Source organism: Streptomyces sp. NPDC006012, from assembly GCF_042871185.1.
Lineage (GTDB): Bacteria > Actinomycetota > Actinomycetes > Streptomycetales > Streptomycetaceae > Streptomyces.
On record NZ_JBIAIE010000020.1, the window covers coordinates 134,230 to 154,575 of the forward strand.

Annotated in this window: 19 protein-coding genes; 9 read left to right on the forward strand and 10 right to left on the reverse strand. The window is 70.7% G+C overall.

Annotated features, from left to right (window positions below; translation table 11 throughout):
* Positions 1-10 precede the first annotated feature (10 nt).
* From ACFYPJ_RS28575 to ACFYPJ_RS28600, 6 genes are read right to left on the reverse strand one after another with little or no spacing between them, the layout of a single operon-like run.
* On the reverse strand, positions 11-1,267 hold the full coding sequence (locus ACFYPJ_RS28575; protein ID WP_389023069.1) for a cysteine desulfurase: 1,257 nt from the start codon (positions 1,265-1,267) through the stop codon (positions 11-13).
* Positions 1,264-2,055, reverse strand: coding sequence for a Fe-S cluster assembly ATPase SufC (sufC, locus tag ACFYPJ_RS28580; RefSeq protein WP_389023071.1), 792 nt, complete (start codon positions 2,053-2,055; stop codon positions 1,264-1,266). Before sufC ends, ACFYPJ_RS28575 begins: the two co-directional genes overlap by 4 nt.
* Before the next feature lie 7 nt (positions 2,056-2,062).
* Positions 2,063-2,398, reverse strand: a complete 336-nt coding sequence (locus ACFYPJ_RS28585; protein ID WP_389023074.1) for a non-heme iron oxygenase ferredoxin subunit — start codon at positions 2,396-2,398, stop codon at positions 2,063-2,065.
* Positions 2,395-3,615 (reverse strand): Fe-S cluster assembly protein SufD, encoded by a 1,221-nt coding sequence (gene sufD, locus ACFYPJ_RS28590; protein ID WP_389023124.1) that lies wholly within the window; start codon positions 3,613-3,615, stop codon positions 2,395-2,397. The genes ACFYPJ_RS28585 and sufD overlap by 4 nt, the downstream gene beginning before the upstream one ends.
* Before the next feature lie 57 nt (positions 3,616-3,672).
* Complete coding sequence (gene sufB, locus ACFYPJ_RS28595) at positions 3,673-5,094, reverse strand: Fe-S cluster assembly protein SufB (RefSeq protein WP_389023077.1); 1,422 nt, start codon at positions 5,092-5,094, stop codon at positions 3,673-3,675.
* Entirely contained in the window at positions 5,091-5,855 is a 765-nt protein-coding gene (locus tag ACFYPJ_RS28600) for a helix-turn-helix transcriptional regulator (protein ID WP_389023080.1), read from the reverse strand. Before ACFYPJ_RS28600 ends, sufB begins: the two co-directional genes overlap by 4 nt.
* A gap of 172 nt (positions 5,856-6,027) precedes the next feature.
* On the opposite strand from ACFYPJ_RS28600, the gene ACFYPJ_RS28605 reads away from it, so the two are divergent.
* From ACFYPJ_RS28605 to ACFYPJ_RS28620, 4 genes are all read left to right on the forward strand, one after another.
* Positions 6,028-6,873 (forward strand): aminoglycoside N(3)-acetyltransferase, encoded by an 846-nt coding sequence (locus ACFYPJ_RS28605; RefSeq protein ID WP_389023082.1) that lies wholly within the window; start codon positions 6,028-6,030, stop codon positions 6,871-6,873.
* Between the two features lie 31 nt (positions 6,874-6,904).
* On the forward strand, positions 6,905-7,828 hold the full coding sequence (locus ACFYPJ_RS28610; protein ID WP_389023084.1) for an ABC transporter ATP-binding protein: 924 nt from the start codon (positions 6,905-6,907) through the stop codon (positions 7,826-7,828).
* Between the two features lie 53 nt (positions 7,829-7,881).
* Positions 7,882-8,607, forward strand: coding sequence for an ABC transporter permease (locus tag ACFYPJ_RS28615; protein ID WP_389023126.1), 726 nt, complete (start codon positions 7,882-7,884; stop codon positions 8,605-8,607).
* Between the two features lie 135 nt (positions 8,608-8,742).
* Positions 8,743-9,753 carry a heme A synthase gene (locus tag ACFYPJ_RS28620; RefSeq protein ID WP_389023087.1) on the forward strand — a complete coding sequence of 337 codons (1,011 nt, stop codon included), beginning with the start codon at positions 8,743-8,745 and terminating at the stop codon, positions 9,751-9,753.
* 133 nt (positions 9,754-9,886) lie between these two features.
* Here ACFYPJ_RS28620 and ACFYPJ_RS28625 read toward each other — a convergent pair whose 3' ends face one another.
* The 3 genes from ACFYPJ_RS28625 to ACFYPJ_RS28635 form a co-directional block, all read right to left on the reverse strand.
* A complete protein-coding gene (locus tag ACFYPJ_RS28625) occupies positions 9,887-10,996 on the reverse strand; it encodes an amidohydrolase family protein (RefSeq protein WP_389023089.1) in 1,110 nt (369 codons plus the stop codon).
* A gap of 392 nt (positions 10,997-11,388) precedes the next feature.
* Positions 11,389-11,709, reverse strand: coding sequence for a hypothetical protein (locus ACFYPJ_RS28630; protein ID WP_389023092.1), 321 nt, complete (start codon positions 11,707-11,709; stop codon positions 11,389-11,391).
* Positions 11,710-11,818: 109 nt separating this feature from the next.
* Positions 11,819-12,772, reverse strand: coding sequence for a heme o synthase (locus tag ACFYPJ_RS28635; RefSeq protein WP_389023129.1), 954 nt, complete (start codon positions 12,770-12,772; stop codon positions 11,819-11,821).
* Between the two features lie 347 nt (positions 12,773-13,119).
* Between ACFYPJ_RS28635 and tkt the strand changes: the two genes are divergently transcribed.
* The 5 genes from tkt to pgl are packed head-to-tail and all read left to right on the forward strand — an operon-like array spanning position 13,120 to position 19,861.
* A complete protein-coding gene (gene tkt / locus ACFYPJ_RS28640; RefSeq protein ID WP_389023095.1) occupies positions 13,120-15,222 on the forward strand; it encodes a transketolase in 2,103 nt (700 codons plus the stop codon).
* A 35-nt stretch (positions 15,223-15,257) separates the two neighbouring features.
* Complete coding sequence (gene tal / locus ACFYPJ_RS28645) at positions 15,258-16,412, forward strand: transaldolase (protein WP_389023098.1); 1,155 nt, start codon at positions 15,258-15,260, stop codon at positions 16,410-16,412.
* Positions 16,413-16,416: 4 nt separating this feature from the next.
* Positions 16,417-17,964, forward strand: coding sequence for a glucose-6-phosphate dehydrogenase (gene zwf, locus ACFYPJ_RS28650; RefSeq protein ID WP_389023101.1), 1,548 nt, complete (start codon positions 16,417-16,419; stop codon positions 17,962-17,964).
* On the forward strand, positions 17,961-19,082 hold the full coding sequence (gene opcA / locus ACFYPJ_RS28655) for a glucose-6-phosphate dehydrogenase assembly protein OpcA (protein WP_389023104.1): 1,122 nt from the start codon (positions 17,961-17,963) through the stop codon (positions 19,080-19,082). Before zwf ends, opcA begins: the two co-directional genes overlap by 4 nt.
* The gene (pgl, locus tag ACFYPJ_RS28660; RefSeq protein ID WP_389023107.1) at positions 19,079-19,861 is read left to right on the forward strand and encodes a 6-phosphogluconolactonase; all 783 of its coding nucleotides are present in this window, start codon (positions 19,079-19,081) and stop codon (positions 19,859-19,861) included. The genes opcA and pgl overlap by 4 nt, the downstream gene beginning before the upstream one ends.
* A gap of 322 nt (positions 19,862-20,183) precedes the next feature.
* On the opposite strand, the gene ACFYPJ_RS28665 is transcribed toward pgl, so the two are convergent.
* A partial coding sequence (locus ACFYPJ_RS28665) for a hypothetical protein (RefSeq protein ID WP_389023132.1) occupies positions 20,184-20,346 on the reverse strand: 163 nt, incomplete at its 5' end.

Consider the following 20,346-nt stretch of genomic DNA (forward strand, 5'->3'; position numbering starts at 1 on the left):
TGCACGCCCTTCAGCCGAAGAAGTTCCGTACGTGCTCCAGACCGTCGACCAGAGCGTCGATCTCGGCCGGCGTGGAGTACAGATAGAACGACGCTCGCGTGGTCGCGGGAATTCCGTAGCGGAGGCAGACAGGCCGGGCGCAGTGGTGTCCGACGCGCACCGCGATGCCGCGCTCGTCGAGGACCTGCCCGACGTCGTGCGGGTGGATGTCACCCAGCGTGAAGGAGATGGCCGCGCCACGGTCCTCGGCCGTGGTCGGACCGATGATCCGCAGGTCCGGGACCTCGCCGAGCCGCTTCACCGCGTACGCGGTGAGCGCGTGCTCATGAGCCAGGATCCGGTCCATGCCGATCGCGTCGAGATAGTCGATCGCCGCGCCGAGTCCGACCGCCTGCGCGATCGGCGGGGTGCCCGCCTCGAACTTGTGCGGGGCGGGGGCGTAGGTCGACGAGTGCATCGACACCGTCTCGATCATCTCGCCGCCGCCGAGGAACGGAGGCAGGTCCTCCAGCAGTTCCTGGCGGCCCCACAGCACGCCGATGCCGGTCGGGCCGCACATCTTGTGCCCGGTGAAGGCGACGAAGTCGGCCTGCAGCGCCTGCACGTCCAGCGGCATGTGCGGGGCGGCCTGGGAGGCGTCGATGCAGACGAGGGCGCCGACCTCCTGGGCGCGGCGCACTATCGCCTCGACCGGGTTGACCGTGCCCAGGATGTTGGAGACCAGCACGAAGGAGACGATCTTAGTCTTCTCCGTGATGATCTCGTCGATGTCCGACAGGTCCAGACGGCCGTCGTCGGTGAGGCCGAACCACTTCAGCTTCGCGCCCGTGCGCTGCGACAGCAGCTGCCAGGGGACGATGTTGGAGTGGTGCTCCATCTCGGTGATGACGATCTCGGTGTCGTGGTCCACCCGGTAGGGCTCGTCGGCCCAGCCGAGCATGTTCGCCACGAGGTTCAGCGACTCGGAGGCGTTCTTGGTGAAGATCACCTCGTCCCGGCTGGGCGCGTTGATGAACGCGGCGACCTTGTCCCGAGCGCCCTCGTACAGCGCCGTGGCCTCCTCGGCGAGCACGTGCACACCGCGGTGGACGTTGGCGTTGTAGCGCTCGTAGTACTCGCTCAGGGCGTCCAGCACCTGGCGCGGCTTCTGCGAGGTCGCCGCGTTGTCCAGGTACACGAGCTTCTGGCCGTCGTGCACCAGACGGTCCAGGACGGGGAAGTCCTTGCGGATCGCCTCGGTGTCGAGGAGGCCCGGCAACTGTGTCACGCTACGTCCCCCCCTGCGTTCGCTCCGCTCACGGCGCCGCCCTTCACATAGGCCTCGTAGCCCTCGTTCTCCAGCTTGTCCGCCAGCTCCGGGCCGCCGGACTCGGCGATCCGGCCGTCGGCGAACACGTGGACGTGGTCGGGCTTGATGTAGCGCAGGATGCGCGTGTAGTGCGTGATCAGCAGGGTGCCGACCTCGCCGGTCTCCCGGACCCGGTTCACGCCCTCCGAGACGATCCGCAGGGCGTCGACGTCCAGGCCCGAGTCCGTCTCGTCGAGGATCGCGACCTTCGGCTTGAGCAGTTCGAGCTGGAGGATCTCGTGGCGCTTCTTCTCACCGCCGGAGAAGCCCTCGTTCACGTTGCGCTCGGCGAAGGACGGGTCCATGTGCAGCCGCTCCATGGTCTCCTTGACCTCCTTCACCCAGGTGCGCAGCTTGGGTGCCTCGCCACGGATCGCGGTGGCGGAGGTGCGCAGGAAGTTGGAGACCGAGACGCCGGGGACCTCGACCGGGTACTGCATCGCCAGGAACAGGCCCGCGCGGGCGCGTTCGTCGACGGTCATCTCCAGCACGTCCTCGCCGTCGAGCAGCACGCTGCCGCCGGTGATCGTGTACTTCGGGTGACCCGCGAGCGAGTAGGCGAGGGTCGACTTGCCCGAGCCGTTGGGGCCCATGATGGCGTGCGTCTCGCCCTGCTTCACGGTGAGGTCGACGCCCTTGAGGATCTCCTTCGTGGCGTTGTCGGCCTCGACGGTGACGTGCAGGTCTCGGATTTCAAGCGTTGCCATGGGTGCCTCAGGACTCCTGGGTGAGGGAGACGAGCACGTCGTCCCCTTCGATCTTTACGGGGTATACGGGGACGGGTCGCGTCGCGGGGAGGCCGGACGGCTTGCCGGTGCGCAGGTCGAAGGTGGAGCCGTGCAGCCAGCACTCGATCTGGCAGTCCTCCACCTCGCCCTCGGAGAGGGAGACGTTCGCGTGCGAGCAGATGTCGTAGATCGCGAACACCTCGCCCTCGGTCTTCACGACCGAGACCGGCGTGCCGTCGAGTTCGACCCGCTTCGGGGTGCCGTCCGACAGTTCGCTCAGCGCGCAGGCCCGGACGAAACCGCCATGCTCGGTGATGGTCATGCGACCGACGCCTCCAGCTCCTCTTCGATCTTCGCGAGCAGGCGCTCCTCGACGTCCGCGACGCCGATCTGCTGGACCAGCTCGGCGAAGAAGCCGCGGACCACCAGCCGGCGGGCCTCGTGCTCCGGGATGCCGCGGGCCATCAGGTAGAAAAGCTGCTCGTCGTCGAAGCGGCCGGTGGCGGAGGCGTGGCCGGCGCCGACGATCTCACCGGTCTCGATCTCCAGGTTCGGCACCGAGTCGACGCGCGCGCCGTCGGTGAGTACCAGGTTCCGGTTCATCTCGTAGGTGTCGGTGCCCTCGGCCTTGGCCTCGATCAGGACGTCGCCGATCCACACCGCGTGCGCCTCGTCGCCCTGGAGCGCGCCCTTGTAGGCGACGTTCGACTTGCAGTGCGGGGCGTTGTGGTCGACGAAGAGGCGGTGCTCCTGGTGCTGACCGGCGTCGGTCAGGTACAGGCCGAACAGCTCGGCCTCGCCGCCGGGGCCGGCGTAGGTCACACGCGGGTGCAGCCGGACGACGTCGCCGCCGAAGGTCACCACGACCGACTTGAAGGAGGCGTCCCGGCCGAGCAGGGCGTTGTGCTGGGCGACGTGCACGGCCTCCTCGCCCCAGTCCTGGACGGACACGACGGTCAGCTTGGCGCCGTCGCCCAGGACGTATTCGACGTTGGCGGCGAGCACGGTGTCACCGGTGTGGTCGAAGACGACGACGGCCTCGGCGAAGGCGCCCAGCTCGACGACCGTGTGGCCGTAGACGACCCCGCCCTCGCCGTGCACGGCGACGCGGATCGGGTCGCCGACCACCGTCTCCTTGGGGACGGTGATCACGACGGCGCTCTCGAACGACGAGTACGCCTGGGCGGCGACCCGGTCCACCGGGGTACCGGCCCTGCCGAGCCGCGGGTCGTCGCGGCCGACGCTCTCGACGACGACGCCCTCGGGGATCTGGGTGTCGGCCTTCAGGCCGCCGGAGGCGACCGCGCTGCCGTCGTGCAGGCCGCGCAGCCGGGCCAGCGGGGTGAAGCGCCACTCCTCCTCCCGGCCGTGCGGCACGGGGAAGTCCGCCACGTCGAAGGAGGGCGGCGCGCTCATGCGCGTGGCGACGGTCGACTCGGCGGCCACCGCGATCGCACCCGCGGTGGTCGAACCGACCGGTGAGGGTCCCCCCGGTCCGGACGGGATCGAGGAGTTCGGGGCGTTGTGGACCTCAGCCATGGCTGTCGTCATGCTCGCTTTCTCATGTATGGGTCTGCTCGACGGGGTACGGCGGCGTCAGCCGACCGCGCCCTCCATCTGCAGCTCGATCAGCCGGTTGAGCTCCAGCGCGTACTCCATGGGCAGTTCCTTGGCGATCGGCTCGACGAAGCCGCGCACGATCATCGCCATCGCCTCGAACTCGGTCATGCCGCGGCTCATCAGGTAGAACAGCTGGTCCTCGGAGACCTTGGAGACGGTCGCCTCGTGGCCCATGGAGACGTCGTCCTCACGGACGTCGACGTACGGGTACGTGTCGGAGCGGGAGATCGTGTCGACGAGCAGCGCGTCGCAGAGCACGTTCGACTTGGCGCCCGGTGCTCCCTCGCCGATCTCGATGAGGCCGCGGTAGGAGGTACGGCCGCCACCGCGCGCCACCGACTTGGAGACGATGTTGGACGACGTGTTCGGCGCCATGTGGACCATCTTGGCGCCCGCGTCCTGGTGCTGGCCCTCGCCCGCGAAGGCGATGGAGAGGGTCTCGCCCTTGGCGTGCTCGCCCATCAGGTAGACGGCCGGGTACTTCATCGTCACCTTGGAGCCGATGTTGCCGTCGATCCACTCCATGGTCGCGCCCTCGTAGGCCACGGCGCGCTTGGTGACCAGGTTGTAGACGTTGTTCGACCAGTTCTGGATGGTCGTGTAGCGGCAGCGGGCGTTCTTCTTGACGATGATCTCGACGACCGCGGAGTGCAGCGAGTCCGACTTGTAGATCGGTGCCGTGCAGCCCTCGACGTAGTGCACGTAGGCGCCCTCGTCGACGATGATCAGGGTCCGCTCGAACTGGCCCATGTTCTCCGTGTTGATACGGAAGTAGGCCTGGAGCGGGATCTCGACCTGCACGCCCGGCGGCACGTAGATGAAGGAGCCGCCCGACCACACGGCCGTGTTCAGGGAGGCGAACTTGTTGTCACCGGCCGGGATGACGGTCCCGAAGTACTCCTTGAAGAGGTCCGGGTGCTCCTTCAGCGCGGTGTCGGTGTCCAGGAAGATGACGCCCTGCTCCTCCAGGTCCTCGCGGATCTGGTGGTAGACGACCTCCGACTCGTACTGGGCGGCGACACCGGCCACCAGGCGCTGCTTCTCCGCCTCCGGGATGCCCAGCTTGTCGTACGTGTTCTTGATGTCCTCGGGCAGGTCCTCCCAGGACTCCGCCTGCTTCTCCGTGGAGCGCACGAAGTACTTGATGTTGTCGAAGTCGATGCCCGACAGATCCGAGCCCCAGTTCGGCATGGGCTTCTTCTCGAAGAGCTTCAGGCCCTTGAGGCGCAGCTTGGTCACCCACTCCGGCTCGGACTTCTTCGCCGAAATGTCCCGGACCACGTCCTCGTTCAGGCCGCGCTTCGCTGCGGCACCGGCTTCGTCGGAGTCGGCCCAGCCGTATTCGTACGTGCCCAGTCCCTCAAGTTCGGGGTGGGCAGTCTCCGTGGGGAGAGTCATGCGGGGTTCCTCCCGGCCGTGCTTGCAGATGCGTCAGTGGAAAAATCGGGGACGGACTTGGGGATGAAGGTCGTGCAGACGCCGTCACCGTGGGCGATGGTCGCCAGTCGCTGGACGTGCGTTCCGAGCAGTTCGGCGAAGATCTCCGTCTCCGCCTCGCACAACTGCGGGAACTGCTCGGCGACGTGGGCGACCGGGCAGTGGTGCTGGCAGAGCTGTTCGCCCGTCTGCGGGAGGGGCGCGCTGCGCGCCGTGGCAGCGTACCCGTCCACGCTCAGTGCCTTGGCGAGGGCTTCGGCGCGCTTGTCGGGGGTGACCGCCTCGATCGCCTTGCGGTAGACGCCCGCCTGGGCGGCGATCCGGGCGCGGGCGAAGGCGGCGACCGCCTCCTGGCCGCCCTCCCGCTCGGCGATCCAGCGCAGCGCGTCCGCGGCGAGCTTGTCGTAGGACTGGTCGAAGGCGTCGCGGCCGCAGTCGGTGAGCGCGAAGACCTTGGCCGGGCGGCCCCGGCCGCGCGCTCCGTACACCCGCTGCTCGCGCGCCTCGACCACGTCGTCGGCGACCAGTGCGTCCAGATGCCGGCGCACGGCGGCCTGGGTGAGTTCCAGCCGTCCGGCCAGCTCGGCGACGGTCGACGGGCCGTGGTCCAGGATGGACCGCGCGACCCGGTTGCGCGTGGAACGGTCCGAGCGCAGTCCGGCCGCGAGCTCCTCCTGAGGGATCCCCTGGGGGGTCTCCCGAGCCTCGCCGACGTTTTTCACAACGCCATTGTTGCGTAATTCCTCGGAGACTGACAAGCCACGTCCCGCCAACCGGACGGTGCCCTGTATCACTTAGGGTTACCTAATCCGACCTGCGGAAAGATCGTCCGATCGATCATCGAGCAGACCCTGCGATGGTGCCGTCCCCCCGCATCCGGCAGACTCCCGAGCCATGTCCACCGCCCCGACCGGCCCACTCGTCACCCGCGGCACCGTCTCGGACCGGCTGCGCGCCCTCGGCGTCGAACCCGGCGAGATCCTCCTGACGCACTCCTCGCTCAGCTCGCTCGGCTGGGTGTGCGGCGGCCCCGTCGCGGTGGTCCAGGGCCTGCTCGACGCCCTCGGACCGGACGGCACCCTCGTGGTCCCCACCCAGTCCGGCGACCTCAGCGACCCCGCCGTGTGGCGGGACCCGCCGGTGCCCGAGGAATGGTGGGAGACGATCCGGGCCACGATGCCCCCCTACGACCCGCGCACCACCCCCACCCGCATGGTCGGCGTGGTTCCGGAGACGGTACGGACCTGGCCGGGCGCACTGCGCAGCGCGCACCCGCAGACCTCCTTCGCCGCCCTCGGCCCGCACGCGGCCGAGATCACCGCCGGGCACGCGGCCGACTGCCGGCTGGGCGGAGCCAGCCCGCTGGCCCGGCTGGAGCGGCTGGGCGCACGGGTGCTGCTGCTGGGCGTCGGCTACGCCAGCTGCACCGCCTTCCACCTGGCCGAATACCGGATCCCGGCCCCGCTGGTCGAGGTGGGCCGGCCCGGACCGGACGGCTGGGAACGGATCGTCGAGGTGTCGATCAGCTCGGACCGCTTCGAGGAGCTGGGCCACGACTTCGAGCGGGACCGTCCCGTCGTACGGGGTCCGGTGGGTGCCGCCGACGCACGGCTGTTCCCGCTGGCGGACGCCGTGGCGTACGCCGAGCGGTGGCTGCCGGTGCACCGGCCCCGCGAGGATGGGGGTCCGTCTGCCGGAGATCCATCGGGAAGGCCCCGGTTTCCGCACCCGCCGGTCTGAACACGGGGCGGCGTACCTAGACTCTGGAGCCATGCGAAGTGAGCCCGTGGTCCAGGTGCAGACCTTGGTGAAGCGGTACGGCACGAAGACCGCGGTGAACGGCCTGGACCTGGTGGCCGGGGCGGGAGTGACCGCCGTACTGGGTCCCAACGGAGCGGGCAAGACGACCACGATCGAGACCTGCGAGGGGTACCGGAGACCGGACGCCGGCATGGTGCGCGTCCTGGGCCTCGACCCGGTGCGGGACTCCGCCGAGCTGCGCCCCCGCATCGGGGTGATGCTCCAGTCCGGCGGCGTCTACTCCGGTGCCCGCGCCGAGGAGATGCTGCGCCATGTGGCCGCCCTGCACGCCCGTCCGCTGGACGTGCCCGCGCTCATCGAGCGGCTGGGGCTGGGCGGCTGCGGACGGACCACGTACCGGCGCCTGTCCGGCGGGCAGCAGCAGCGGCTCGCGCTCGCCATGGCCGTCGTGGGACGCCCGGAACTGGTCTTCCTGGACGAGCCGACGGCCGGCCTGGACCCGCAGGCCCGCCACGCCACCTGGGACCTGATCGGGGACCTGCGCGCCGACGGCGTCTCCGTGATCCTCACGACGCACCACATGGAGGAGGCCGAGCACCTCGCCGACGACGTCGCCGTCATCGACGCCGGGCGGGTCATCGCGCAGGGCTCCCCCGACGAGCTGTGCCGCGGCGGCGCCGAGAACACGCTGCGCTTCACCGGCCGGCCGGGCCTGGACGTGAGTTCCCTGCTGAAGGCGCTCCCGGCGGACTGCTCCGCCGCCGAACTGACCTCGGGCTCCTACCGGGTGACCGGCAAGGTGGACCCGCAATTGCTGGCGACGGTGACCTCCTGGTGCGCCCAGCACGGGGTGATGCCGGACCGGATCTCCGTCGAACGGCACACCCTCGAAGACGTCTTCCTGGAACTGACGGGCAAGGAGCTGCGCTCGTGACCACCACCGTGGGCACCTACACCCCCGCGCCCGGCGCGGCCCCCCTCCTGCGCATGATCGCGGCCCAGGCCGCGTTCGAGACCCGGATGCTGCTGCGCAACGGCGAGCAGTTGCTGCTGACGATCGTGATCCCGGCACTGCTCCTGCTGCTGTTCGGCTCCGTGGACATCGTGGACACCGGCGCAGGCAGGGCGGTGGACTTCCTCACACCCGGCATCCTGGCGCTCGCCGTCCTGTCGACGGCGTTCACCGGGCAGGCCATCGCGACGGGCTTCGAGCGGCGCTACGGCGTGCTGAAGCGGCTGGCGTCCTCGCCGCTGCCGCGCTGGGGGCTGATGACCGCGAAGACCGTGTCCGTGCTGGTCACCGAGATCCTCCAGGGGGTGCTGCTGACGGTGATCGCCTTCGCCCTCGGCTGGTCGCCGCACGGCGGGGCGGGCGCCGTGGCCGCCGGGCTGCTCCTGCTGGTCCTCGGCACGGCCGCCTTCTCGGGGCTGGGACTGCTGATGGCGGGCACGCTGAAGGCGGAGGCGACACTGGCCGCCGCGAACCTGGTGTTCCTGCTGCTGCTCGTCGGCGGTGGCGTGATCGTCCCGCTGGACAAGTTCCCCTCCGGTGCCCAGGACGTGCTCGCCCTGCTGCCGGTGACGGCCCTGTCGGACGGGCTGCGGGACGTGCTCCAGCACGGGGCCGCGATGCCCTGGGGCGATCTGGGGATCCTCGCCGGGTGGTCGGTCGTGGGGCTGGTCCTGGCCGGGCGGTTCTTCCGCTGGGAGTGAGCCCGTGGCCGGGAGGCACCAACGGCGCGCGGTCCGCGCGTACGCCTTACGAGCGACCTCTGCGGGCGGGCGGACGCGGTGCCGGACGGCCGCAGGACGGACCCTCGTGAACGCGTGCACAAGCGGCCCCCTACCATGGTGCGCGTGCCAAAGCTGACCCGCGCCGATGCCGCCGAGGCCGTGCGCAACCCGCTCGCCTTCATCGCGGCCCGCTGGACCCCGACCCCTCGAACGGTCCGGCGGGCGGCGCTCGCCGCGCTCGTCATGTCGGTGGTCATCGTGGTCACCGGTGGTGCCGTCCGGCTGACCGGCTCGGGCCTGGGCTGCCCGACCTGGCCCCAGTGCACCGACGGCTCGCTGACCCCGACGAACGCGCTGAGCTATCACAGCGCCATCGAGTTCGGGAACCGCATGCTGACGTACGTGCTGTGCGCGGCGGTCGGCTGGGCGATCATCGCCGCCCGGTCCGAGAAGCCGTACCGGCGCGGCCTGACCCGGCTGGGCTGGGCGCAGTTCTGGCTCGTGATGGGCAACGCGGTGCTCGGCGGCATCGTGGTGCTCGTCGGCCTCAACCCGTACACCGTCGCGGCCCACTTCCTGCTGGCGACAGCCCTCATCACGGTCGCCGTGCTGATGTGGCAGCGCACCCGCGAGGGCGACGGTCAGCCCCGTCCACTGGTCGGCAAGGCCGTGCAGCAGCTGGTGTGGTTCCTGGTGGCCGCGTCCGGCCTGCTCGTCACGGTCGGCACGGTGGTGACCGGGGCCGGGCCGCACCCGGGTGACTCCGGTGAGGTCGACCGCATCCAGATCAACTGGGAGGCCGTCGCCAAGCTGCACTCCGTGTTCGCCTGGATCGTGGTGACGCTGACCTTCGCCCTGTGGTTCATCCTCAAGGCGGTCGACGCGCCCGTGGGTCCGCTGCACCGCACCCGCGAACTGTTCGTCGTGCTGCTGTGCCAGGGCGCGATCGGCTACGTGCAGTACGCGACGCACCTTCCCGAGGGCCTGGTGGCCGCGCACATGCTCGGCTCCTGTGTGATGTGGATCTGGGTGCTCCGGGTGCTGCTGTCGCTGCGGGAGCGTCCGGAGGCGACGGCCGAGGTGCCCGGCCTCGCGGTGCAGACACCGGTCGCCACGCGCGCGTGAAGCGGATGTCGTCCGCACGCGCACGAACGCACGGACGCAATCCACCGCCGCCCGGCGGAGGTGCGTCGTCGCCTGCACGCGCGCGTGCAGGCCGGATGACGTCGGCGCGGCACCCGCGCCGTGCCGTCCCGCCTCACGCTCCCAGAGCGTAGATCCGGCGCGCGTTCTCCGCCGCGATCAGCCGCGCGACCCGTTGCGCGTCCTCCAGCGACCACGCGCCCTCGGCCACCCAGGCGCCCAGCACCCGGCCCAGCGCCTCGCGGAACAGCCGGGCGCCCACGACGTGCAGTTCGGGCAGCCCGTGCGCGCCGCTGGAGAAGAGGATCTTGCCGAACGGGGCCAGCTCCAGGATCTCCGCGAGCACGTCGGCCGCGCGGGCGCCGGTGCGGACCAGCGCGGCGCCGGAGTCGGCGTACACATGCGGGAAGACGCCCGCGAGGTGGGCGGCGTGCCGGTGGTACGGATAGCCGTGCAGCAGCACCAGGTCCGTGCCGAGGCCGGCCGTGGCCCGTACGAAGTCGGTGAGCAGCACCGGGTCCGTACGGTCGAGGGGCGAGCGCGGCTCGCCGAGGCCGGCGTGCAGTTGCAGCGGCAGGCCCGAGGCGACCGCGATCCACAGCAGGTGGCGCAGCAGCACCGGGTCGCTCAGCTCCCCGCCGACCCGGCGCCCGGAGAGCCAGCGCCCGGCGGCCCCGCGCACTTCACCGGGTCCGGGGGGCTCGGGCGCGAGCGCGAGGCCGTGCCGCACGCCCGCCACGGAGGTGAAGGCGACGGCGTTCGCGGCGGCCCCGTGGACCGACTCGGCGAGGTTGGCGAGGAAGGACTCGACGGTGCCGGAGGTGTCGGCGACCTGCTCGGCGAGGAGTTCCAGGCGCACGATCTCGCGGGCCTCGGCACTGCCCGCGGACGCCATCTCGGTGGGGCCGGTGAGGTCGCCGGCCAGTCCCGTGTCGACGAGGTACGTGGTGATGCCGCTGCCCCGCAGCAGCCTGCGGCCCGCCTCCAGGACGCCGAGTTCCCGGCGCCGGGCGAGATAGCGCGCGGGCCGGCAGTGCGGTTCGAGGCCGAGCAGCGGGGGGCACCAGCGGCGGACGGCGAAGCCGGTCTGCGTGTCGAAGAGTGTGGTGCCGGGAGCAGGCGGCCCCTCGGTACGGGCGAGCTGGGCCTCGAAGGTGCCCAGGCCCAGTTCGGTACGGAGCACACCGTGGCAGTACTGGTCCACCAGGGACGACGTGTCGATCATCCGGGCTCCCCGTGTGGACGCTGCGCTGTCTCACCCCTCCTAACGGGTGAGCGGGGCGTCAGGTCGCGGTCCACGGCGGGACGGGAGCGAGGGATGCCGGTGGACGAGCGGAGCGGGCGTGCGGACGACGGCGGGTACGGACCCGTGACGGCCGTCCGGCCTGCTGCTTCAGCGTGGCCGTGGACGCGGTGGGGAGAGCGGATCGCGCGGTGCGCCGTTCGGACGGGGCCGTACGAACGGCGCCGGACGGCGGCTCGGTGCGCGGCCGGTGCGGCCGTCCGGTCGACGGCCCGCTCGACGCTGGAGAAGGTGCGGCGCACGGTTCCGCGCCGGCACGGCCCCGGGTTCGCCTCGTGCTCCGCCGCGCCCCGGGGCCTTTCGGTGCGAGCGGTTCAGCCGCCCAGCTGGATGCCGGCCATCCGCTTCCACTCGTACGGACCGGTCCGTACCTTGCCCGCGAGCTCGCCGTCGAAGGACTCGTGGACGGTGATCTTCGACCTCTCGACGGCCTGCTCGGCGACGGCGTACGAGGGGGCGACCAGATCGCCCCAGACGCCGTCCGCGCCGACGAGCACGATGCGGGCGCCGCGCTCGCCGATGTAGGCCACCTGGCCCTCGGCACCGCCGTGCGCCCGGGAGAAGGCGCCGATGTGCTTGGCGAGCCGCGCCGCCGTACGTTCGGCCCGCGGGTCAACCTGTTGCGTGTCTGCCATGGTCAGGATGCTACCGACGGGTACGCCGAACGGCGACGGGCGGGATGCGTGGCCTTGCCCACGCATCCCGCCCGTCGCCGCGAGCCCGCAGCGCACCAGCGCCGGAGGATCAGCGCAGGAAGGGGTCCACCGCGACCGCCACGAACAGCAGCGACACATAGGTGATCGACCAGTGGAACAGGCGCATCTCCTTGAGCTTCGCGCCCGTCTCCTCGGCCTTGGCGCGGTTCTGCAGGGCGTGCGCCTCCCACAGCCACCAGCCGCCCGCGAGAACGGCGACCGCGGTGTAGAACCAGCCCGTGTAGCCGAGCGGCGTCAGCAGCAGCGAGACGCCGACCATCACCCAGCTGTAGAGGACGATCTGCTTGGCGACGACCTTGTTGGTGGCGACCACCGGCAGCATCGGCACGCCCACGCGCGCGTAGTCGTCCTTCACCTTCATGGACAGCGGCCAGTAGTGCGGCGGGGTCCAGAAGAACATCACGAGGAAGAGGATGACCGGCGCCCACGCCATCGAGTCGGTGACGGACGTCCAGCCGATGAGCACCGGCATGCAGCCGGCGATGCCGCCCCACACGATGTTCTGCGACGTACGCCGTTTGAGGATCATCGTGTAGACGACGACGTAGAAGAGGAGCGCTCCGAGTGACAGCCAGGCCGACAGCCAGTTGACGGTCAGGCCGAACAGCAGCGTCGAGGCGACCGCCAGCGTGATGCCGAACGCGAGGCATTCACGGGGGCTCACCATGCCGGTGACCACGGGACGCTGGGAGGTGCGGTCCATCAGGGCGTCGATGTCGCGGTCGATGTACATGTTCAGCGCGTTGGCGCCACCCGCGGAGAGGTAACCGCCCAGACAGGTGAGCAGGACCAGACCGAGGTCCGGCACCCCCTGCTTGGCCAGGAACATCACCGGAACGGTGGTGATCAGCAGCAGTTCGATGATCCGCGGCTTGGTCAGCGCCACGAACGCCTTGACCCGGGCCCCGAACGGCCGGTGGACCGGGCTCTGGTTCGCACCGATTACCCCAGCTGGACGGGATTCGACGGCCGTCACGCACACCCCTGACAGAGACATCCCAGCAAGCCTCCCCGTGTGAAGTCCCGGTAAAGGCTCGCGCGTACCACGCCACTGTAGACGTTGCCCATACCCCGGCTTTCGCGGGGGTCGGGTCGTGTTGGAAAGGGTTGGCCGAGGTGCGCGCGCAGCCTCGGCCGAGCCGTCGCGGGAGCGGGCCGTCATGCGGTTGCCAAAGGTCGTACAACCTGGTCCGGAGGCGGATCCCACAGACTCCCGGCAGTCTGGAATGTGGGGAGAAAACGCACGTACATGCGGGGGTAGGCTCAACAGCGGCCGGTGGGCGCCCAGTGCACCGGTATTCGACATGTGGAGAGGAGCCCTGACTCAGGGTGAGCACCAAGCCGACCACCACAGACCTCGACTGGACCGAATTGGACCAGCGGGCGGTTGACACCGCGCGCGTCCTGGCCGCCGATGCCGTACAGAAGGTCGGCAACGGCCATCCGGGTACGGCGATGAGCCTGGCACCGGTCGCCTACACCCTCTTCCAGAAGGTGATGCGGCACGACCCCGCCGACCCCGAGTGGTCCGGCCGCGACCGCTTCGTGCTGTCCGCCGGTCACTCCTCCCTGACCCTCTACACCCAGCTCTACCTGGCCGGCTTCGGCCTGGAGCTGGCCGACCTGGAAGCCTTCCGGACCTTCGGCTCGAAGACCCCCGGTCACCCCGAGTACGGCCACACCAAGGGTGTCGAGACCACCACGGGACCGCTCGGCCAGGGTGTCGCGAACGCCGTCGGCATGGCCATGGCGGCCCGGTACGAGCGCGGCCTGTTCGACCCGGACGCCCCGCTCGGCGCCTCGCCCTTCGACCACTTCGTCTACTGCATCGCCGGTGACGGCTGCCTCCAGGAAGGCGTCTCCGCCGAGGCGTCCTCGCTCGCGGGCCACCAGCAGCTCGGCAACCTCGTCCTGCTCTGGGACGACAACCACATCTCGATCGAGGGCGACACCGAGACCGCCGTCTCCGAGGACACCGTCAAGCGCTACGAGGCCTACGGCTGGCACGTCCAGCGGGTCGCCCCAAAGCCGGACGGCGACCTCGACCCGCACGCCCTCTACAACGCCATCGAGGCCGCCAAGAAGGTCACGGACAGGCCGTCCTTCATCGCGATGCGCTCCATCATCGCCTGGCCCGCCCCGCACGCCCAGAACACCGAGGCCGCGCACGGCTCGGCGCTCGGCGATGACGAGGTCGCGGCCACCAAGCGCGTCCTCGGCTTCGACCCGGAGCAGCACTTCGCCGTCGCCGACGAGGTGCTCGCCCACACCCGCGAGGCCCTCGAACGCGGCCACCAGGCCCGGGCCGAGTGGGAGAAGTCCTTCCAGGAGTGGCGCAACAACCAGCCGGAGCGGGCCGCCGAGTTCGACCGCATCAGCAGCGGCACCCTGCCGGCCGGCTGGCAGGACGCCCTGCCCGTCTTCGAACCGGGCAAGTCCGTCGCCACCCGAGCCGCCTCCGGCAAGACGCTCCAGACCCTCGGCCCCGTCATCCCCGAGCTGTGGGGCGGCTCCGCCGACCTGGCCGGCTCCAACAACACCACCATCGACAAGGACAGCTCGTTCCTGCCGAAGGACAACCCGCTGCCCGGCGCCGACCCGTACGGCCGCACCATCCACTTCGGCATCCGCGAGTTCGCCATGGCCGCGGAGATGAACGGCATCACCCTGCACGGCAACACCCGCGTCTACGGCGGCACGTTCCTCGTGTTCTCCGACTACATGCGCAACGCGGTGCGGCTGTCGGCGCTGATGCACCTGCCGGTCACCTACGTGTGGACGCACGACTCGATCGGCCTCGGCGAGGACGGCCCCACCCACCAGCCCGTCGAGCACCTCGCCGCGCTGCGGGCGATCCCGGGCCTGAACGTGGTGCGTCCGGCGGACGCCAACGAGACCGTGATCGCCTGGCGCGAGGTCCTCGGCCGCTACACCAAGGAATTCGGCAAGGGCGCCCCGCACGGGCTCGCGCTGACCCGCCAGGGCGTACCGGTCTACGAACCCAACGACGACGCCGCGCGCGGCGGTTACGTCCTGTTCGACGCCGAAGGGCCCGACGGGCAGCGCACCGACCCGCAGGCGATCCTGATCGCCACCGGCTCCGAGGTGCACGTGGCCGTCGAGGCCCGCGAGCAGCTGCAGGCCGAGGGCGTGCCCACCCGGGTGGTGTCCATGCCGTGCGTGGAGTGGTTCGAGGAGCAGGATCAGGGTTACCGGGACAGTGTGCTGCCCCCGGCCGTCAGGGCCCGCGTGGCGGTGGAGGCCGGCATCGGTCTGACCTGGTACCGGTATGTCGGGGACGCCGGACGCATCGTTTCCCTCGAACACTTCGGTGCTTCCGCCGACGGCAAGGTCCTCTTCCGCGAGTTCGGCTTCACTGCGGAGAACGTGGCCGCCAAGGCCCGGGAATCCCTGGCCGACGCCCAGCGCTGACGCTCATATAACGACACGTAGGAGATGCATTTTCCATGACGGACGCACTGAAGCGCCTCTCCGAAGAAGGCGTCGCGATCTGGCTGGACGACCTGTCGCGCAAGCGGATCACGTCCGGCAACCTCGCCGAGCTGATCGACGAGCAGCACGTCGTGGGTGTCACCACCAACCCGACGATCTTCCAGAAGGCGATCAGCAGCGGATGGGGGTCCCCCCGTCCGAGCGGAGCCGAGGACGGGGGAGGGTACGAGCAGCAGCTCGCGGACCTCGCCGCCCGCAAGGTCACCGTCGAGGAAGCGGTGCGCATGATCACCACGGCGGACGTCCGGGACGCCGCCGACATCCTGCGCCCGGTGTTCGACGCGAGTGACGGCCAGGACGGCCGGGTCTCCATCGAGGTGGACCCGCGGCTCGCCCACAACACCCGCGCGACGGTCGCCGAGGCCAAGCAGCTCGCCTGGCTCGTCGACCGCCCCAACACCCTCATCAAGATCCCCGCCACCAAGGCGGGCCTGCCGGCGATCACCGAGGTCATCGGCCTGGGCATCAGCGTCAACGTCACGCTCATCTTCTCCCTTGAGCGCTACCGCGAGGTCATGAACGCCTACCTCGCCGGCCTGGAGAAGGCGAAGGAGCGGGGCCTGGAGCTGTCGCTGATCCGTTCCGTCGCGTCCTTCTTCGTCTCCCGTGTGGACACCGAGATCGACAAGCGGATCGACGCACTGGGCACCCCGGAGGCCAAGGCCGTACGCGGCAAGGCCGCCGTCGCCAACGCCCGCCTCGCCTACCAGGCGTACGAGGAGGTCTTCTCCTCCGCGCGGTGGAACGCGCTGGAGAGCGCGGGCGCGCGCAAGCAGCGTCCGCTGTGGGCGTCGACCGGGGTGAAGGACCCGGCGTACAAGCCCACCCTGTACGTCGACGACCTGGTGGCGCCGAACACGGTGAACACCATGCCGGAGGCGACCCTGCGGGCCACCGAGGAGCACGGCGAGATCACCGGAAACACCATCGCCGGCACCTACGAGCAGGCCCGCGCCGACCTCGACGCCGTCGAGAAGCTCGGGATCTCGTACGACGACGTGGTCCAGGTCCTGGAGGACGAGGGCGTCGAGAAGTTCGCGACCTCCTGGAACGATCTACTGAAGTCGACCGGGGCGGTCCTCGATCGCCTCGCCCCCTCGGAAGGCTGACGTCTTGTCTCCCTCTTCAGGGTTTTCCGGGTCCGGAGCGAATCCGCTCCGCGACCCCTCGGACCGGCGGCTCCCGCGCATCGCGGGGCCGTCGGGCCTGGTCATCTTCGGCGTTACGGGCGATTTGTCACGTAAAAAGCTGATGCCCGCCGTGTACGACCTCGCCAACCGGGGCCTGCTGCCGCCGGGCTTCTCCCTCGTCGGCTTCGCCCGCCGCGAGTGGCAGAACGAGGACTTCACGCAGGAGGTCCACGACTCCGTCAAGCAGCACGCGCGGACACCGTTCCGCGAGGAGGTCTGGCAGCAGCTCATCCAGGGGATGCGCTTCGTCCAGGGCACCTTCGACGACGACGACGCGTTCGAGCGGCTGCGGTCCACCATCGAGGAGCTGGACAAGGCACAGGGCACGGGCGGCAACTTCGCCTTCTACCTGTCCGTGCCGCCGCGTTCCTTCCCGGTGGTCATCCAGCAGCTGAAGAAGCACGGTCTGGCCGACCAGACGGGCGGCTCCTGGCGGCGCGCGGTCATCGAGAAGCCCTTCGGCCACGACCTGAAGTCGGCCGAGGAGCTGAACAAGGTCGTGCACGAGGTGTTCGAACCGGACCAGGTGTTCCGGATCGACCACTACCTCGGCAAGGAGACCGTCCAGAACATCCTGGCGCTGCGCTTCGCCAACACGATGTTCGAGCCGGTCTGGAACCGGTCCTTCGTGGACCATGTCCAGATCACCATGGCCGAGGACATCGGCATCGGCGGCCGGGCGGGCTACTACGACGGCATCGGCGCCGCCCGGGACGTCATCCAGAACCACCTGCTCCAGCTGCTGGCGCTGACCGCCATGGAGGAGCCCGCCTCCTTCGGCGCGGACGCGCTGGCCGCCGAGAAGACCAAGGTGCTGGGCGCGGTACGGCTGCCCAAGGACCTGGGCCGCAGCACGGTCCGCGGGCAGTACGCGGCGGGCTGGCAGGGCGGTGAGAAGGTCATCGGCTACCTCCAGGAAGACGGCATCGACGCCAAGTCGAAGACCGACACCTTCGCCGCCATCAAGGTGGGGATCGACAACCGCCGCTGGGCGGGCGTCCCCTTCTACCTGCGCACCGGCAAGCGGCTCGGCCGCCGGGTCACCGAGATCGCGGTGGTCTTCCAGCGGGCCCCGCACTCCCCCTTCGACCACTCCTCGACGGAGGAACTGGGCCAGAACGCGGTCGTCATCCGCGTCCAGCCCGACGAGGGCATCACGGTCCGCTTCGGCTCCAAGGTGCCCGGCACCTCGATGGAGATCCGGGACGTCTCCATGGACTTCGCCTACGGCGAGTCGTTCACGGAGTCCAGCCCCGAGGCGTACGAGCGGCTCATCCTGGACGTACTGCTCGGCGACGCCAACCTCTTCCCGCGCACGGAGGAGGTCGAGCTGTCCTGGAAGATCCTCGACCCGATCGAGGAGTACTGGGACAAACACGGCAAGCCCGCGCAGTACCCGTCGGGCACGTGGGGTCCCGTGGAGGCCGACGAAATGCTCGCACGAGACGGACGGAGCTGGCGCCGGCCATGAAGATAGACCTCACGGACACCACGGCCAGCAAGATCAACAAGGCGCTGGTGCAGGGCCGCCGAGCGATCGGCACGCCCGCCGTGGGCATGGTGCTGACCCTGGTCGTCGTCACCGACGAGGAGAACGCCTACGACGCCCTGAAGGCCGCGGGCGACGCCTCGCGCGAGCACCCCTCGCGCACCCTGGTGGTCGTCAAGCGGGTCTCGCGCTCCCCGCGTGACCGCACCACCTCGCGGCTGGACGCCGAGGTGCGGGTGGGCGCGGACGCCGGCACCGGCGAGACGGTGGTGCTGCGGCTGTACGGCGAGGTCGCCGACCACGCCGACTCCGTGGTGCTGCCGCTGCTGCTGCCGGACGCGCCGGTCGTCGTCTGGTGGCCGGTGAACGCGCCGCTCGATCCGGCCAAGGACCCGCTGGGCGCCCTCGCCCAGCGCCGGGTCACCGACATCTACGCGTCCGAGCAGCCGGTGCGGGAGCTGTCCGCCCGCGCCGCGACCTACACGCCCGGCGACACGGATCTGTCCTGGACCCGCATCACGCCCTGGCGCTCGATGCTGGCCGCGGCCCTGGACCAGGTCACCTGCGAGGTCAGGGGCGTCGAGGTGACGGGCGAGGAGTTCAACCCGAGCTGTGAGCTGCTGGCGATGTGGCTCGCGGACCGGCTGAACGTCCCCGTCACACGGTCGCTGTCGTCCGGACCGGGCCTCACAGCGGTCCGGCTGGACACCGACTGCGGTCCGATCGGCCTGGACCGCTCGGACGGCTCGCTGGCCACGCTGTCCATCCAGGGCCAGCCGGACCGGGCGGTCGCGCTCAAGCGGCGCGAGACGGCCGAGCTGATCGCGGAGGAGCTGCGGCGGCTCGACCCGGACGACACCTACGCGTCGGCGCTGCGCTACGGCGTGGAGCGGCTGGTCGGCGCGCAGCCTGCGGACCAACGGCACGCCGCGGACCCGGAGCCCGCGGCGAATCCGAAGCCCGCCGGCGCGGGTGCCGGGGCGACGACGAAGACCGGTACGGGGTCGGAAACCGCTACGGCGTCGGCGCCCGCGAAGAAGGGCGCCGCTGCCAAGAAGCCCGCGAAGAAGGCATCGGCGAAGAAGGCGGCGTCCAAGTGAGCACCCCGCAGCTGGTCGTGCACCGCGACAAGGAGCTGATGGCCCAGGCCGCGGCGGCCCGCCTGATCACCAAGGTCGTGGACGCCCAGGCGTCCCGGGGATCCGCGTCGGTGGTGCTCACCGGCGGCCGCAACGGCAACGGGCTGCTGTCCGCCCTGGCGGCGGCGCCCGCCCGGGACGCCGTCGACTGGGCCCGGCTCGACCTGTGGTGGGGCGACGAGCGCTTCCTGCCCGAGGGCGACCCGGAACGCAATGTCACCCAGGCCCGCGAGGCCCTGCTGGACGCCGTGCCCCTGGACCCGAAACGCGTGCACCCCATGCCCGCGTCGGACGGTCCGCACGGCGCCGACGTGGACGCGGCGGCGGACGCGTACGCGGCGGAACTGGCCCGTGCCGCGGGCCCGGAGAACCACGGGTCCGTGCCCACCTTCGACGTGCTGATGCTCGGCGTCGGCCCGGACACGCACGTGGCGTCCCTCTTCCCCGAGCTGCCGGGCGTGCGGGAGACCGAGCGCACGGTGGTCGGCGTGCACGGCGCACCCAAGCCGCCGCCGACCCGGGTCTCGCTCACCCTCCCGGCGATCCGGGCGGCCCGCGAGGTCTGGCTGCTCGCGGCCGGTGCCGACAAGGCGGAGGCCGCGCAGATCGCGCTGTCCGGCGCGGGCGAGATCCAGGCCCCGGCGGCGGGCGCATACGGCCGGCAGCGGACGCTGTGGCTGCTGGACGCGGCGGCGGCCTCCGGACTGCCGCGCTCGCTGTATCCGCCTGCTTCACCGTGACGCGTGGCGCGGCGGGGCTCCGGCCCCGCCGCGCCCGGTTTTGTCTTTCCCACTCCCATCAGATCCCATCGGAAGACGGCCGGACACCGGCCCGCTGACGGTGGTGCCTGGCCGCCACTGGTGCTCCTGCCGGAGGGTCCCCGAGCGTCCGCGAACCACGCTCCCTGGCGAAGTCACGCACGGCCCGGAGCGCCGAAGCCACGTACCCGGCCGCCGAAGCCGCGCAAGGGTCACTCACCGTCAGGAGCCTCGCGCGAGGCAGTCGCTCAGTTCCGGATACCTGACCCGCCGGCCGTCGGCCCGCCAGGCGCCGGTCCGGCGCTCAGCTCCGGCCGCGCAGCTCCCGGTAGTGGGCGACCAGGGCACGCGTGGATTCGTCCAGACCCTCGGCCTCGGTGCCTTCGGTGAGTGCGGGTTCGACGCGTTTGGCGAGGACCTTGCCGAGTTCGACACCCCACTGGTCGAAGGAGTCGATGTTCCAGACG

What these genes read in the sequence shown, in the direction of transcription:
- sufC (WP_389023071.1), bottom strand. Translation starts at nt 2,055, where the DNA reads ATGGCAACGCTTGAAATCCGAGACCTGCACGTCACCGTCGAGGCCGAC.
- ACFYPJ_RS28585 (WP_389023074.1), bottom strand. Translation starts at nt 2,398, where the DNA reads ATGACCATCACCGAGCATGGCGGTTTCGTCCGGGCCTGCGCGCTGAGC.
- sufD (WP_389023124.1), bottom strand. Translation starts at nt 3,615, where the DNA reads ATGGCTGAGGTCCACAACGCCCCGAACTCCTCGATCCCGTCCGGACCG.
- sufB (WP_389023077.1), bottom strand. Translation starts at nt 5,094, where the DNA reads ATGACTCTCCCCACGGAGACTGCCCACCCCGAACTTGAGGGACTGGGC.
- ACFYPJ_RS28605 (WP_389023082.1), top strand. Translation starts at nt 6,028, where the DNA reads ATGTCCACCGCCCCGACCGGCCCACTCGTCACCCGCGGCACCGTCTCG.
- ACFYPJ_RS28610 (WP_389023084.1), top strand. Translation starts at nt 6,905, where the DNA reads ATGCGAAGTGAGCCCGTGGTCCAGGTGCAGACCTTGGTGAAGCGGTAC.
- ACFYPJ_RS28615 (WP_389023126.1), top strand. Translation starts at nt 7,882, where the DNA reads ATGATCGCGGCCCAGGCCGCGTTCGAGACCCGGATGCTGCTGCGCAAC.
- ACFYPJ_RS28620 (WP_389023087.1), top strand. Translation starts at nt 8,743, where the DNA reads ATGGTGCGCGTGCCAAAGCTGACCCGCGCCGATGCCGCCGAGGCCGTG.
- ACFYPJ_RS28625 (WP_389023089.1), bottom strand. Translation starts at nt 10,996, where the DNA reads ATGATCGACACGTCGTCCCTGGTGGACCAGTACTGCCACGGTGTGCTC.
- ACFYPJ_RS28630 (WP_389023092.1), bottom strand. Translation starts at nt 11,709, where the DNA reads ATGGCAGACACGCAACAGGTTGACCCGCGGGCCGAACGTACGGCGGCG.
- tal (WP_389023098.1), top strand. Translation starts at nt 15,258, where the DNA reads ATGACGGACGCACTGAAGCGCCTCTCCGAAGAAGGCGTCGCGATCTGG.
- opcA (WP_389023104.1), top strand. Translation starts at nt 17,961, where the DNA reads ATGAAGATAGACCTCACGGACACCACGGCCAGCAAGATCAACAAGGCG.